Source organism: Pseudomonas sp. Kh14 (genome assembly GCF_900291005.1).
Classification (GTDB): Bacteria; Pseudomonadota; Gammaproteobacteria; order Pseudomonadales; family Pseudomonadaceae; genus Aquipseudomonas; species Aquipseudomonas alloputida.
Map to the genome: position 1 here is coordinate 942,305 of NZ_OLKJ01000038.1, position 13,512 is coordinate 955,816.

The 13,512-nt window shown below is 62.8% G+C and carries 15 protein-coding genes; 7 read left to right on the forward strand and 8 right to left on the reverse strand.

Going from position 1 to position 13,512, the window contains the following annotated elements; genetic code table 11:
• Positions 1–64: 64 nt before the first annotated feature.
• Positions 65–976, forward strand: coding sequence for an oxygen-dependent coproporphyrinogen oxidase (gene hemF, locus FQ668_RS26755; RefSeq protein WP_014589221.1), 912 nt, complete (start codon positions 65–67; stop codon positions 974–976).
• A gap of 24 nt (positions 977–1,000) precedes the next feature.
• Positions 1,001–1,825 carry a shikimate dehydrogenase gene (gene aroE / locus FQ668_RS26760; RefSeq protein ID WP_014589222.1) on the forward strand — a complete coding sequence of 275 codons (825 nt, stop codon included), beginning with the start codon at positions 1,001–1,003 and terminating at the stop codon, positions 1,823–1,825.
• Between the two features lie 38 nt (positions 1,826–1,863).
• Here the strand turns inward: aroE and FQ668_RS26765 are convergent, their stop codons facing one another.
• From FQ668_RS26765 to betC, 3 genes are all read right to left on the reverse strand, one after another.
• A complete protein-coding gene (locus FQ668_RS26765) occupies positions 1,864–3,429 on the reverse strand; it encodes a SulP family inorganic anion transporter (protein ID WP_014589223.1) in 1,566 nt (521 codons plus the stop codon).
• 144 nt (positions 3,430–3,573) lie between these two features.
• Positions 3,574–4,497 carry a choline ABC transporter substrate-binding protein gene (gene choX, locus FQ668_RS26775; protein ID WP_019436835.1) on the reverse strand — a complete coding sequence of 308 codons (924 nt, stop codon included), beginning with the start codon at positions 4,495–4,497 and terminating at the stop codon, positions 3,574–3,576.
• 14 nt (positions 4,498–4,511) lie between these two features.
• Positions 4,512–6,029 (reverse strand): choline-sulfatase, encoded by a 1,518-nt coding sequence (gene betC, locus FQ668_RS26780; RefSeq protein WP_019436836.1) that lies wholly within the window; start codon positions 6,027–6,029, stop codon positions 4,512–4,514.
• A gap of 108 nt (positions 6,030–6,137) precedes the next feature.
• Between betC and FQ668_RS26785 the strand changes: the two genes are divergently transcribed.
• On the forward strand, positions 6,138–7,037 hold the full coding sequence (locus tag FQ668_RS26785; RefSeq protein ID WP_014589226.1) for a LysR family transcriptional regulator: 900 nt from the start codon (positions 6,138–6,140) through the stop codon (positions 7,035–7,037).
• Between the two features lie 111 nt (positions 7,038–7,148).
• On the opposite strand, the gene FQ668_RS26790 is transcribed toward FQ668_RS26785, so the two are convergent.
• On the reverse strand, positions 7,149–7,766 hold the full coding sequence (locus tag FQ668_RS26790) for an NAD(P)-dependent oxidoreductase (protein WP_014589227.1): 618 nt from the start codon (positions 7,764–7,766) through the stop codon (positions 7,149–7,151).
• A 52-nt stretch (positions 7,767–7,818) separates the two neighbouring features.
• On the opposite strand from FQ668_RS26790, the gene FQ668_RS26795 reads away from it, so the two are divergent.
• Positions 7,819–8,151, forward strand: a complete 333-nt coding sequence (locus FQ668_RS26795; RefSeq protein ID WP_014589228.1) for a DOPA 4,5-dioxygenase family protein — start codon at positions 7,819–7,821, stop codon at positions 8,149–8,151.
• A 119-nt stretch (positions 8,152–8,270) separates the two neighbouring features.
• Here FQ668_RS26795 and trpA read toward each other — a convergent pair whose 3' ends face one another.
• Both trpA and trpB read right to left on the reverse strand, forming a co-directional pair.
• Positions 8,271–9,080, reverse strand: a complete 810-nt coding sequence (gene trpA, locus FQ668_RS26800) for a tryptophan synthase subunit alpha (RefSeq protein WP_144180726.1) — start codon at positions 9,078–9,080, stop codon at positions 8,271–8,273.
• Complete coding sequence (gene trpB, locus FQ668_RS26805) at positions 9,077–10,294, reverse strand: tryptophan synthase subunit beta (RefSeq protein WP_004575268.1); 1,218 nt, start codon at positions 10,292–10,294, stop codon at positions 9,077–9,079. Before trpB ends, trpA begins: the two co-directional genes overlap by 4 nt.
• A gap of 110 nt (positions 10,295–10,404) precedes the next feature.
• On the opposite strand from trpB, the gene FQ668_RS26810 reads away from it, so the two are divergent.
• Positions 10,405–11,301, forward strand: coding sequence for a LysR family transcriptional regulator (locus tag FQ668_RS26810; protein WP_014589230.1), 897 nt, complete (start codon positions 10,405–10,407; stop codon positions 11,299–11,301).
• Here FQ668_RS26810 and FQ668_RS26815 read toward each other — a convergent pair.
• A complete protein-coding gene (locus FQ668_RS26815) occupies positions 11,298–11,621 on the reverse strand; it encodes a YqjD family protein (protein ID WP_014589231.1) in 324 nt (107 codons plus the stop codon). The genes FQ668_RS26810 and FQ668_RS26815 overlap by 4 nt on opposite strands.
• 150 nt (positions 11,622–11,771) lie before the next feature.
• Here FQ668_RS26815 and FQ668_RS26820 point away from each other — a divergent pair, with 150 nt between their 5' ends.
• Both FQ668_RS26820 and FQ668_RS26825 read left to right on the forward strand, forming a co-directional pair.
• A complete protein-coding gene (locus FQ668_RS26820) occupies positions 11,772–11,987 on the forward strand; it encodes a dodecin (RefSeq protein WP_003253076.1) in 216 nt (71 codons plus the stop codon).
• A gap of 100 nt (positions 11,988–12,087) precedes the next feature.
• Positions 12,088–12,309, forward strand: coding sequence for a DUF1161 domain-containing protein (locus tag FQ668_RS26825; RefSeq protein ID WP_144180728.1), 222 nt, complete (start codon positions 12,088–12,090; stop codon positions 12,307–12,309).
• Between the two features lie 72 nt (positions 12,310–12,381).
• Here the strand turns inward: FQ668_RS26825 and FQ668_RS26830 are convergent, their stop codons facing one another.
• Complete coding sequence (locus tag FQ668_RS26830) at positions 12,382–13,386, reverse strand: LLM class flavin-dependent oxidoreductase (protein ID WP_014589232.1); 1,005 nt, start codon at positions 13,384–13,386, stop codon at positions 12,382–12,384.
• Positions 13,387–13,512: the final 126 nt, after the last annotated feature.

Genomic DNA, 13,512 nt, shown 5'->3' on the forward strand with positions numbered 1-13,512 from the left:
GGCGCGCGCGCTGGCGGTGGTATGCTACGCGGCGAATTCTTCCCTGCCCGTTCCTGGTGACCCGATGACTAGCCGCACCGAGGCCGTGAAAGCCTACCTGCTCGACCTGCAAGACCGCATCTGCTCTGCCCTCGAAACAGAAGACGGCGGTGCCCGCTTCGTCGAGGACGCCTGGGTGCGCGAAGCCGGTGGCGGGGGCCGCACGCGGGTTATCGGTGAGGGCAAAGTGATCGAAAAAGGCGGGGTCAACTTCTCCCACGTGTTTGGTAGCGGCCTGCCGCCGTCGGCCAGTGCCCACCGTCCCGAACTGGCAGGCCGTGGCTTCGAAGCCTTGGGCGTGTCGCTGGTGATACACCCGCACAACCCGCATGTGCCCACTTCCCACGCCAACGTTCGCTTCTTCATCGCCGAGAAGGAAGGTGAAGAGGCCGTATGGTGGTTTGGCGGCGGCTTTGACCTGACGCCATACTATGGCAACGAAGAAGACTGCATTCATTGGCACCGGGTGGCCGAGCAGGCCTGCGCGCCGTTTGGCGCTGACGTATACCCACGCTATAAAGCCTGGTGTGATCGCTATTTCCACCTCAAGCACCGTGGTGAGCCACGTGGTATCGGCGGCTTGTTCTTCGATGACCTGAACGAGTGGGACTTCGACACTTGCTTCGCCTTCATCCGCGCCATTGGCGATGCCTTCGTCGACGCCTACCTGCCAATCGTCCAGCGCCGCAAGAACACGCCCTACACCCCGCAGCAGCGCGAGTTCCAGGAATACCGCCGTGGCCGGTACGTGGAGTTCAACCTGGTCTATGACCGCGGCACCCTGTTTGGCCTGCAGTCCGGTGGCCGCACCGAATCCATCCTCATGTCGCTGCCACCGCAGGTGCGTTGGGGTTATGACTGGAAGGCCGAGCCCGGCAGTGAAGAAGCGCGCCTGACAGAGTACTTCCTGCAAGACCGCGACTGGCTCGGCCAGTAGCCTGTGGATAAACAAGGAGCCGTCATGGACCAGTACGTCGTTTTTGGTAACCCCATCGGCCACAGCAAGTCGCCGCTGATCCACCGCCTGTTCGCCGAGCAGACCGGTCAGGACCTGGAATATGCCACGCTGCTGGCGCCGTTGGACGAGTTCAGCGACTGCGCGCGCGGCTTCTTCAAGCAGGGCAGTGGCGGTAATGTCACCGTGCCGTTCAAGGAAGAGGCCTATCGCCTGTGCGACAGCCTGACCCCGCGTGCCCAGCGCGCTGGCGCAGTGAACACGCTGAGCAAGCTGGCTGATGGCACCCTGCAGGGCGACAACACCGATGGTGCTGGCCTGGTGCGCGACCTGACGGTGAATGCCGGGGTCGAGCTGGCTGGCAAGCGCATTCTCATCCTCGGTGCCGGTGGCGCCGTGCGCGGCGTGCTGGAGCCTATCCTGGCGCACAAGCCGCAGTCGCTGGTGGTTGCCAACCGTACCGTGGAGAAGGCCGAGCAACTGGCCCGCGAGTTCGATGAACTGGGGCCGGTGGTGGCCAGCGGGTTTGCCTGGTTGCAGGAACCTGTGGATGTAATCATCAACGCCACCTCGGCGAGCCTGGCAGGGGAATTGCCGCCGATTGCCGACAGCCTGGTCGAGGCGGGTCGTACGGTTTGCTACGACATGATGTATGGCAAAGAGCCGACGCCGTTTTGCCAGTGGGCTACCAAGCTGGGGGCTGCCAAGGTACTGGATGGGTTGGGGATGCTGGCTGAGCAGGCGGCTGAGGCCTTCTTTATCTGGCGTGGCGTGAGGCCGGATACGGCGCCGGTGTTGGCTGAACTACGCCGGCAACTCGCTCGGGGCTGAGATGGCCGGGGCTGCAAAGCAGCCCCAGAATCCCAACCTCATTCCTCAAACCGGATCGGGCACAACTCCACCCCTTCCAGCTTCTGCAATTCCTCGATCACTTGGGGCCTGGCCCGGTGCAGTGTCAAGCTCCCGCCCAAGCGCCGCAACCGCCGCGCCTCGCGGTGCAACATGTCCACACCCGAGTAATCGATGAAATTCACCTGCCGGGCATCGATCACTACATGCGGCCCTTGGCAGCGCTGCAAGCGCACTTGCAGGTAATGGGCCGCACCAAAGAAAATCGACCCACCTACCCGCAATACATCCGCGTCCCCTTCACGGCTTTGTTGGATCCGTGGTCGTGAGGTGCGCTTCAGATAGAAGAACAGCGAAGCCAGCACTCCGGCATAAATGGCCGTCTGCAGCTCCAGTAGCAATGTTGCTGCAGTCGTCAGCGCCATCACCAGAAACTCCGAGCGGCTGACCCGGAACAATGCACGGATCCCTCGGTGGTCCACCAACCCCCAGCAGATCAGCAGAATGCTGCCGGCCATGGCCGGTATCGGCAGGTGCGCGATCAGGCCGGCACCGCTAACCGCGAACAACGCCACCCACAGCGCCGAAAACACCCCGGCCATGGGCGAGCGGGCGCCCGCCTCGTAGCTCAGGCCCGAGCGGGTGAAGGAACCGGCAGACAGGTATCCAGAGAAAAATGCACCGGCAATGTTCGACAGGCCCTGTGCGCGTATTTCCTGGTCCGGGTTGATCAGTTGTTCTGAACGTGCCGATAACGAGCGGGCAATCGACAGGCTGGTGACCAACCCCAGCATGCCTACCGCCACGGCGCTGGGCAGCAGATGCAGCATCAGCTCCACGTCCAGCAAAGGCAGCGGGCTGAAAGGCGGGAGTTGCCCGGTGAACGCTGCCACCCGCGGCACATGGCCAAAGAAGCCCGGCAACAGCCAGGCCAGCAAGCTGACCAGGATCAGGCTTATCAACAGGCTCGGCCAGCGTGGGCGCCAGAGTTTGAAGGCCACGCCGATCACTACGGTGGCCAGGCCCAGCAGCAGGGAAGGCAGGTCGACCTCGCCTGCATGGCTGGCCAGGTCCTGCACGGTTTTCAGCGCTGTGGACTGGCTGGGCAGGGCCATGCCCAGCAGGTTGGGTAGCTGGCCCAAGGCAATGACGATGGCGGCACCCAGCGTGAAGCCGAGCACCACGGAATGGGAGACGAAGTTGACCAGCGCGCCGAAGCGCAAAAGCCCGAGCAGCAGCTGGAAAATGCCGCCGAGGAAGGTCAGCAGCAACACCAGCGTGATGTAGTCAGCGCTGCCGGCCACGGCCAGCGGGCTGATGCTGGCGTAGAGCACGATGGAAATGGCAGCGGTCGGGCCGCAGATCAGGTACCAGGATGAACCCCACAGGCAGGCGATCAGTACCGGCACGATGGCGGCGTAAAGCCCGTATTCGGCGGGCAGGCCGGCGATCAGGGCGTAGGCGATGGATTGCGGCAGGGCGAGGATGGCGCCGCTCAGGCCTACCAGCAGGTCCTGGCGCAGGCTGCGGCCCGATTGGCGGGGAAGCCAGGTGAGGAAGGGCAGCAGTAAAGAGAGGCGATGCATGGGTTATCCACAATCCTTAAGGGGTCGCCAAGCCCTGTGGGAGCGGGCATGCCCGCGAAAAAGCCAACGCGTTGCTTGGCACCGGCTTTGCCGGTGTTCGCGGGCGCGCCCGCTCCCACAGGGTTGGTGTGTTGCTTTGTGAGATTACAGTTTGGCTTTGACGGCCTCCAGGGCATCCCCATCGGCCTTGGTGGTAACCCCGGCCAACCACTCGTCCAACCGTTCAGGATGCGCTTTCACCCAGGCCTTGGCCGCTTCATCGAAGCTGATCTTCTTGTCTACCACCTCTGCCATGATGCTGTTTTCCATGTCCAGTGTGAACTTGAGGTTACCCAGCAGCTTCGCCGCATTCGGGCAGGCTTGTGGATAACCCTTGCGGGTCAGCGTGTATACCTCGCCCTTGCTGCCGAACCATTTTTCCCCACCGGTCAGGTAATGCATTTTCAGTTTCACGTTCATCGGGTGCGGGGTCCAGCCAAGGAAGGTGATGAATTGCTGCTTCTTCACCGCCCGGTCGACCTGGGCCAGCATCGCCTGCTCGCTGGACTCAACCAGCTTCCACTGGCCGAGGTTGAATTCATTCTTGTCGATGATTGCCTTGAGCGACAGGTTGGCCGGGGCGCCGGAGCCGATTCCGTACAGTTTTTTGTCGAACTGCCCGGCGTGTTTCTGAAGGTCAGCGAAGTCCTTCACCCCGGCATTCCACACATAGTCGGGCACTGCGAGGGTGAATTCGGTTCCCTCCAGGTTGCGCGACAGCTGCTGCACATCGCCGTTGGCGATGAACTTGTCATGGAAGCCTTGATGTGCGGGCATCCAGTTGCCGAGGAAGGCGTCGACCTGGCCGTCCTTGAGGCCACCGTAGATGATCGGTACGGCCAGGCTGTCGATCTTCACCTGGTAACCCAGGCTTTCCAGTAACAGACGGGCCACGGCATTGGTCGAGGCAATATCACTCCAGCCGGGGTCGGCCATTTTCACGGTACTGCATTGCGCATCGCTGTCTGCGGCGTGGGCCGTGGTGGTGCTCAGGGCCAGGACGAACACGGCGGCGGAGAACTTGTGCATGGCGGCCTCTCTTCTCAATCCAGGGGGGCGGGCTGTGGATAACGTGCCTTGCGCTCGAGGTCATCGAGATCGATGTGGTTGCGCATGTACTGTTGGCTGGCGTCCACCAGTGGTTGGTGATCCCAGCTTTTCAGCTTGCCGATGGCCAGCGCTTCGGCCACCAGTCGGCGGCGGCGCTGGCTGGCCAGCACCTGCTGGCGCAGGCTGGGGATGTCCCAGCGCTGTTGCGCTTCATCGACAAATGCCTGCAGCAGCACCTGGTGGTCCGGGCTGTCGGTGAGGTTCTCCCGCTCGTGCGGGTCGCGGCTCAGGTCATAGAGTAGGCATGGGTCGTCTTCGCTGTACACGAACTTGTAGGGCCCGCGACGGATCATCATCAGCGGGCCGACGGTGCCTTCGGCCATATACTCGCCGATCACCTCGTCGTGACCGCCCTGCCCTTGCAGGTGGCCCAGCAGTGAGCGGCCGTCCAGCTGCAGGTCTTTATCCACAGCGCCGCCAGCCAGTTCGACCAAGGTTGGCAACAGGTCGCAGGTCGACACCGAGGCAGTGACCCGGCCCGCTGCGAAGCGCTTCGGCGCATGGATCAGCAGCGGCACCCGCGCCGACATTTCGAACCAGTGCATTTTGTACCAGAGGCCACGCTCGCCAAGCATGTCGCCGTGGTCGCCGGAAAACACGATCAGTGTGTCATCGGCCAGGTTGCATTCCTCCAGGGTCTGCAGCAATTGGCCGATGTTGTCATCGATATAGCTGCACGCGCCGAAGTAGGCGCGGCGGGCGTCGCGGACCTTATCCACAGGCAGTGGCTTGTTCCACAGGTCGTAGACCTTCAGCAGGCGCTGCGAATGCGGGTCGAGTGCTGCCTGGCCGAACTCGGCACGGGGCATGGGGATATCCACACCTTCGTAGCGGTCCCAGTAGCGTTTGGCAATGGTGTAGGGGTCGTGCGGGTGCGTCATCGAAACGGTCAGGCAAAATGGCCGGCCATCGTTTTCGCGCACATGGTCGTACAGGTACTGGCGCGCCTTGAACACTACCTCCTCGTCGAAATCCAGCTGATTGGTGCGCACGCACGGACCGGCCTGCAGCACCGAGGACATGTTGTGGTACCAGCTTGGACGCACATCGGGTTCGTCCCAGTTCACCGCCCAACCGTAGTCGGCCGGGTAGATGTCGCTGGTCAGGCGTTCTTCATAGCCGTGCAACTGGTCCGGGCCGCAGAAGTGCATCTTGCCCGACAGCGCGGTGCGGTAGCCCAGGCGACGCAGGTAATGGGCGTAGGTCGGCACATCGGCAGGGAAGTCGGCCGCGTTGTCGTAGGCGCCAATGCGGCTGGGCAACTGACCGCTGACCAGGGTGAAGCGTGATGGCGCGCACAGTGGGCTGTTGCAGTAGGCCGAGTCGAACACCACGGCTTGCTCGGCCAGGCGGCCGAGGTGCGGCATCTTGATGGGCGAAGGGCCGTAGATCGGCAGCAAGGGCGCGGCCATCTGGTCGGCCATGATGAACAGGATATTCGGACGCGTCATGGTGGCTCCCATCGTTGAGGGTTATGCGAACTGCTTGCCTACCAAGATGCGACTGTGGATAACATGGGTAAAGCCCATGGCGGGCAATGACTGGGATTAGCCAAGCTTATGTTTGAGCACCTTGCCGGGTTGTCGCTGGATACCTTGCGCGTATTCGAGGCTGCTGCGCGCCTGCGTGGCTTTACCGCTGCGGCGCTGGAGTTGGGTACCACGCAGCCGGCAGTGAGCCAGCAGGTGAAGCGCCTGGAGGCACAGTTGGGCACGCGCCTGTTTGACCGCATTTACCGGGGCATCGAGCTGACCGAGGCTGGCCAGGTGCTGTTCGAACAGGTGCATCAGGGGCTGCAGGCCATGGATGACGGTATTGCCCAGTCCGGCGGGCGCGGCCAGCGAGAAGTGCTGCAGGTCGCCACCGACTTTGCCTTTGCGGCGTTCTGGCTGATGCCAAGGCTGCAGCGCTTTCATGAGGCTTATCCACAGGTGGATGTGAGCCTGGTGACGGGTGAGCGCAGCCAGGGCATGTTGCGCCCGGACATCGATGTGGCGGTGCTGTTTGGCGATGGACGCTTTCACCAAGGAGAAAGCCGCTGGCTATTCGATGAGGAAGTGTTCCCGGTGTGCAGCCCGCATCTGATTCATGGCAAAGCCTTGTCAGCTGTGGCTTTGCAACGATTGCCGCTGCTGCATTTGAAGGGCGAGCAGGCCAGCCGCTGGTTTGACTGGGCGGGGGTATTTCGTGGGTTTGGTGTGGACAGCCCACCGCCGGCGGGGCAGCTGAGGTTTGATAACTATACCTTGCTGATTCAAGCAGCGATTGCCGGGCAAGGGGTGGCGATTGGTTGGGCGCACCTGGTGGATGGATTGGTGGAGCAAGGGTTGCTGTGTCGGCCGCTGGAGGGGAGTTTGCGCTCGGAACGCGGCTATTACGCAGTTTTGCCACCGCGCAAGCGGCGGGGAGCGTTGATCGAGCGGTTCGTGGATTGGTTGGAGCAGGAGCGCAGCCTTTGAGATTTTGGGGCCCATCGCGACACAAGGCCGCTCCCAGAAAGACACTGCACACGCCGGCCCATGTGGGAGCGGCCTTGCGTCGCGATGGGCTGCGCAGCAGCTCCCGGCAATCTAGACCACGAAGTTCAGGTGCTCGCCCCGGTGCAAGTCCAGCTCCAGCATGTCCACCATCCCCGCTGCTATCCTGGCCAAGCGCCGCAACGGCTCAGCCAGCCCAGGCTCCAGCGTGCCTTCGGTACTGCGAAAATGCTCCATGCTCAACCCGGCCAGTTCCTGCGGTGCATTGATCAGCGTCCAGTGCAAGGCACTGCGCTGCAACCCATCAACCACCTGGGCCACGCATTCCCGTTCCACCTCGCTGTACTTGCCCGGCTCATCCAGCACATCGAAATCGCCCACAAGCAGCAGCCGGCGTATAGTCGTACGCGCAAGCCCCGCCACCAGCGCCTCGCTCAAGCGTGCCTGCCCCGGCAGGTCACCCGGCGCCAGCGCTGGTAACAGGGCGATCACCGCGGAGCCGCCCGCTGCGCCCTGCTCCGCCTGGTGGGCATCACCCAGCCCCCCTATCTTGAAGTGCAGGCCCGGGCGCGGCGAATGGCGGTTGAGGTCGTCGACCACGGCGGTGACTTCGTGCTGGCGCGACAGCAGCTCGACCATCAGGGCATTGCCCAGGCTGCTTTCAGGCCCGAACAGGACCAGTTTGAACACTGGGGTTTCGGCGTTTTTCACTGCATCACTCCCGTTGCAGGTGGTGATGGTTGGACCGCAATCAGGAGTTATCGTGCAGAGGATCAAGGGTTACCACGCCCACGTTTATTACGACGCAGCCACCATGGAGCAGGCCCGCGAACTGTGCGAGGAGGCCGCGCGGCTGTTCCCCGTGACCATGGGGCGCATGCATCAGAAACCGGTTGGGCCGCATCCGGACTGGAGTTGCCAGCTGGCGTTCGGGCCCGAGGTGGTGGGGGTGGTTTTGCCTTGGCTGGCGCTGTACCGCAAGGGCCTGGTGGTATTCATGCACCCGGAAACCGGGGATGAACTGGCAGACCACCGGGATCATGCCATCTGGATGGGAGCCGTGCGGCCATTGAATCTGGCGGTTTTTGGGGGCTAGGCGGGGTAGCCTGTGCCAGCCTATTCGCGGGTGAACCCGCTCCTACAACGATATCGCAGAGCCAGAGGGTGGCGCTGGCCCCGTAGGAGCGGGTTTACCCGCGAAGCAGACGACGCGGTTTAACGGCGTGCGCCACGCACCCCTTCAGCCAATGCCGAGCACAGGCTCAATACATCGCTCACCGCCTGATCGGCGCTTTTGGCTGGGGCGATCTTGTCGACCAGTGCCGAGCCAACCACCACACCATCCGCCAAGCGGGCAATGTTCGCAGCCTGTTCCGGCGTGCGAATGCCGAAGCCAACGCTGATCGGCAGATCGGTATGCCGGCGCAGGCGGGCAATGGCTTCGGTCACATGCTCGGTGGTCGCCGAACCGGCACCGGTCACACCAGCCACCGACACGTAGTAGACGAACCCGGAGCTGCGCTCCAGCACGCGTGGCAGGCGCGCGTCGTCGGTGGTCGGGGTGGTCAGGCGGATGAAGTCGATGCCTGCGGCCTGGGCCGGGGTAGCCAGTTCGGCATCGTGCTCTGGCGGAAGGTCGACGATGATCAGGCCATCGACGCCCGCTTCCTTGGCTTGAGCCACGAACGTGTCCACGCCAAAGCGGTGGATAGGGTTGTAGTAACCCATCAGCACGATCGGCGTGGTCTGGTTATCCACACGGAATTCGCGAACCATCTGCAGGGTCTTGGCCAAGGTCTGGCCAGCTTCAAGGGCGCGCAGGGTGGCCAGCTGGATGGCCACGCCATCGGCCATCGGGTCGGTGAACGGCATGCCCAGCTCGATCACGTCGGCACCAGCAGCCGGCAGGCCCTTGAGGATCTGCAACGAGGCGTCGTAGCCCGGGTCGCCAGCTGTTACGAAGGTGACCAGTGCCGAGCGGCCTTCGGCCTTCAGCTCGGCGAAGCGTTGTTCAAGACGGCTCATGCGTGTTTCTCCTGGGCGGCCATGTGGTTCATGACGGTTTGCATGTCTTTGTCGCCGCGGCCCGACAGGCACACGACCATCAGGTGGTCCTTGGGCAGCTTCGGTGCGCGCTTGATCGCTTCGGCCAAGGCGTGGGAGCTTTCCAGGGCTGGGATGATGCCTTCCAGTCGGCACGTTGCGTGGAACGCATCCAATGCTTCGTCGTCGGTGATGCTGACGTACTCGACGCGCTTCACCTCATGCAGATAGGCGTGCTCCGGGCCGATGCCCGGGTAGTCCAGGCCTGCGGAAATCGAGTGGGCATCGGTGATCTGGCCGTCTTGGTCCTGCAACAGGTATGTGCGGTTGCCGTGCAACACGCCCGGTACGCCACCGTTCAGGCTGGCGGCATGTTTGTCGGTGTGTACGCCGTGGCCACCGGCTTCAACGCCGATGATCTGCACGCTCGGCTCTTCGAGGAATTCATGGAACAGGCCCATGGCATTGGAGCCGCCGCCGACGCAGGCAACCAGGCTGTCTGGCAGACGGCCTTCCTTCTCTTGCAACTGGGCACGGGTTTCTTTGCCGATGATCGACTGGAAGTCACGGACCATGGCGGGGTACGGGTGTGGGCCAGCCACGGTGCCGATCAGGTAGAAGGTGTCTTCGACGTTGGTAACCCAGTCACGCAGGGCTTCGTTCATGGCGTCTTTCAGGGTGCCGGTGCCGGCGGTAACCGGCACGATCTCGGCGCCCAGCAGCTTCATGCGGAACACGTTGGCCTGCTGGCGCTCGATGTCGGTGGCGCCCATGTAGATCACGCAAGGCAGCCCGAAGCGCGCGGCGACAGTGGCGGTGGCGACACCGTGCATGCCGGCGCCTGTTTCGGCGATCAGGCGCTTTTTGCCCATGCGCTTGGCCAGCAGCACCTGGCCGATGCAGTTGTTCACCTTGTGCGCGCCGGTATGGTTGAGCTCTTCACGCTTGAAGAAAATCTTCGCCCCGCCGCAATGCTCGGTCAGGCGCTCGGCGAAGTACAGCGGGTTGGGGCGGCCGATGTAGTCGCGCTGAAAGTAAGCCAGCTCTTCAAGGAACTTGGGGTCTGCCTTGGCCGCTTCGTATTCGCGGGCCAGGTCCAGCACCAGTGGCATCAGGGTTTCGGCCACGTAGCGGCCGCCGAACGAGCCGAACAGGCCATTGGCATCGGGGCCGGGGCGGTATTGGGACTGGGTCATGGGGCGCTCCAAGGCGTAGTGAATGAGTGATGGGCTTTACTCTAACCACGGCAAGCTCGGCTGAAAACCGATAAGATTGCGTAAACTTGTCAGAAAAACTCACAGGTAAAATGGCCCACGACCTCCCTCCCCTCAATGCCCTGCGCGCCTTCGAGGCTGCAGCCAGGCTGAACAGTGTCAGCCAGGCGGCGGAAGCGCTGCACGTCACTCACGGCGCTGTCAGCCGGCAGATCAAGGTGCTTGAGGAGCATCTGGGCGTAGCCCTGTTCGTCAAGGACGGGCGTGGCATCAAACTCACAGATGCCGGTATGCGTCTGCGCGATGCCAGCGGTGAGGCCTTCGACCGGCTGCGCAGCGTGTGTTCCGAGCTCAGCCGTGATGTGAGCGAGGCGCCATTCGTGCTGGGCTGCTCGGGCAGCCTGCTGGCGCGATGGTTTATCCCGCGGCTGGGGCGGTTGCAGGCGGATTTGCCTGAGCTGCGCTTGCACCTGTCGGCGGGTGAGGGCGACCTTGACCCGCGGCGGCCTGGGCTGGATGCGTTGCTGGTGTATGCCGAGCCACCGTGGCCAGCGGACATGCAGGTGCATGTGCTGGCCGAGGAATGCATCGGGCCGGTGCTCAGCCCGCATTTCGCAGGCTTCCAGCGCTTGCAGGGCGCGCCCGCCAAGGCACTGCTGGGCGAAGCCTTGCTGCACACCACTTCACGCCCACAAGCCTGGCCGACCTGGGCGGTGCAACAGGGCCTGGACCCGGCGGCCATTCACTATGGCCAGGCCTTCGAGCACTTGTATTACCTGTTGGAGGCTGCCGTGGCCGGATTGGGCGTGGCGATAGCACCGCAGCCGCTGGTCGCCGATGACCTGCGGGCGGGCCGTTTGAGTGCGCCTTGGGGCTTTTCACCTACCCAGGCGGCGCTGGCATTGTGGGTGCCACGGCGCGCCGCAGACGGGCGCGCCGAGCAGTTGGCGCAGTGGTTACGGGCGGAACTTGCGCGGCAGAGCGCTTAGTTTCGCTTGCATATCAGGTAGGCCGCCAGCAGGCCCAGCGCACCAATGGCCACACCGGCGGTGGTGTATGGGTGTTCCTGAGCGTAGTCCCGGGTGGCTTTGCCGGTCTGGCGGGTACGCTGCTTCACTTCCTCGTACGCATCGCTCAGTAGGCTGCGCGAATGACGCAGTGCGCTTTCAGCGTTGCTGCGGATTGCCTTCACCGACTTCTGGGACTCTTCCGACGCATCATGCTTGAGGTTTTCCAAGCTTTTCAGAAGGCTCTCGATCTCCGCTTCCATGCTTTCCAGGGACGTTTTACGCAGCGAGTTGCGGTGCATGTTGACTCTCCTTTGCAGTATGGGCTGTAAGGATTGCGACCCTTGGGCTGCGTGAAAGTGCGATCGAACTTTCGCAGACAGTGACCGCTCGCAGGTAAACCAGGCCTGCGCTGCTAGGCTGAATCTCACTGTCACCCATGGAGAGCACTCATGACTGATCATCACACCTACAAGAAAATCGAACTGGTCGGGTCTTCGCCCACCAGTATCGAAGAGGCGATCAACAATGCTTTGGCCGAAGCCGGTAAAAGCATCAAGCACCTGGAATGGTTCGAAGTGGTCGATACCCGCGGCCATATCCGCGACAACAAAGCGGCGCACTTCCAGGTCACGCTGAAGGTCGGCTTCCGTATCGCCAATAGCTGAAACAACGTCGGGTTGTATGATCCCGGCGTGATGAGGTATTCAGAAAAGGGGCGCCTTGGTGGGGCCCCTTCTGATTTCATCTGCACAAGGAACGCGAGTGATGAACAAACTGATTCTGGCGCTGGGCCTGATGACCCTGGCCAGTGGTGCGCTGGCAGCGGGCAAACCGTGCGAGGAGCTGAAGGCGGAAATTGCGGCCAAGCTGGATGCCAAGGGCGTCACTGGCTACAAGCTGGAGATCGTCAAGAAAGGCGACCCGGCGGGCAAGGTCATTGGTAGCTGTGAGGCCGGGACCAAGGAGATTGTTTACCGCCGCGGCTGATGCGTTTGCCCTTTCGCGGACTTGCCCGCTTCCACAGTCAACCTATGGGAGCGGGCGAGCCCGCGACGAGGGTCACTCGGTCTTGAGGGCCTGCGCCATCAGCTCATATGACCGAATGCGGTCCGCATGCTCATACAGGTCACAGGTAAAGATCAGCTCATCTGCACCCGTCTGTTCCAGCAGCACTTCTACCTTGGCCTTTACCTTCTGCGGGCTGCCGATCATGGCCAGCCCCAGGAAGCTGCCCACCGTCTCTCGCTCATGGGGCAACCACAGCCCCTCCATGCTTTCCACGGGTGGCTTCTGCATCAGGCTCTGTCCACGAATCAGCGCCAGGATGCGCTGGTAGACCGAGGTGGCCAGGTATTCGGCCTTCTCGTCGGTCTGCGCCACCACCATGGGAATGCCCAGCATCACATACGGCTTGTCCAGCGTGGTCGAGGGCTTGAAATGGTTGCGATACACGCGAATGGCTTCGTGCATGTAGCGTGGCGCGAAATGCGAGGCGAAGGCGTAGGGCATGCCGCGCATGCCAGCCAGCTGGGCACTGAACAGGCTGGATCCCAGCAACCACATCGGCACGTCGGTGTCGTACCCCGGTACGGCGATCACTTTTTGATCATCAGTGCGTGGCCCGAGGTAGCGCGAAAGCTCCTCGACATCGTCCGGGAAGTCGTCCGGGCCGCCAGCGCGGTCGCGTCGCAGGGCATAGGCCGTCATCTGGTCCGAACCCGGTGCACGGCCCAGGCCAAGGTCGATACGCCCCGGATACAGGCTGGCCAAGGTGCCGAACTGCTCGGCGATCACCAGTGGCGCATGGTTGGGCAGCATCACCCCGCCAGAGCCCACGCGAATACGTGAGGTGCCACCGGCCAGGTAGCCGATCAGCACCGATGTCGCCGAACTGGCGATGCCGTCCATGTTGTGGTGCTCGGCCACCCAGAAGCGGTTATAGCCAAAGCGCTCGACATGTTGCGCCAGGTCCAGCGAGTTGCGCAGCGATTGCGCGGGGCCAGCGTCGGCGCGTACGGGCACCAGGTCCAGGGTGGAAATCTTCAGGTCACGCAGCTGCGTCATGGAGCCTCCGCAAAAGTGATTGGCCAGAGGCCTTTTTGACTCTGTATGGGCGCGTTCGTTGGATTCAATGCCTGCAAGCATATTGCGCTGAACTTGCGGCAGGCGGCAGGCCTCTGAACCCTAGGT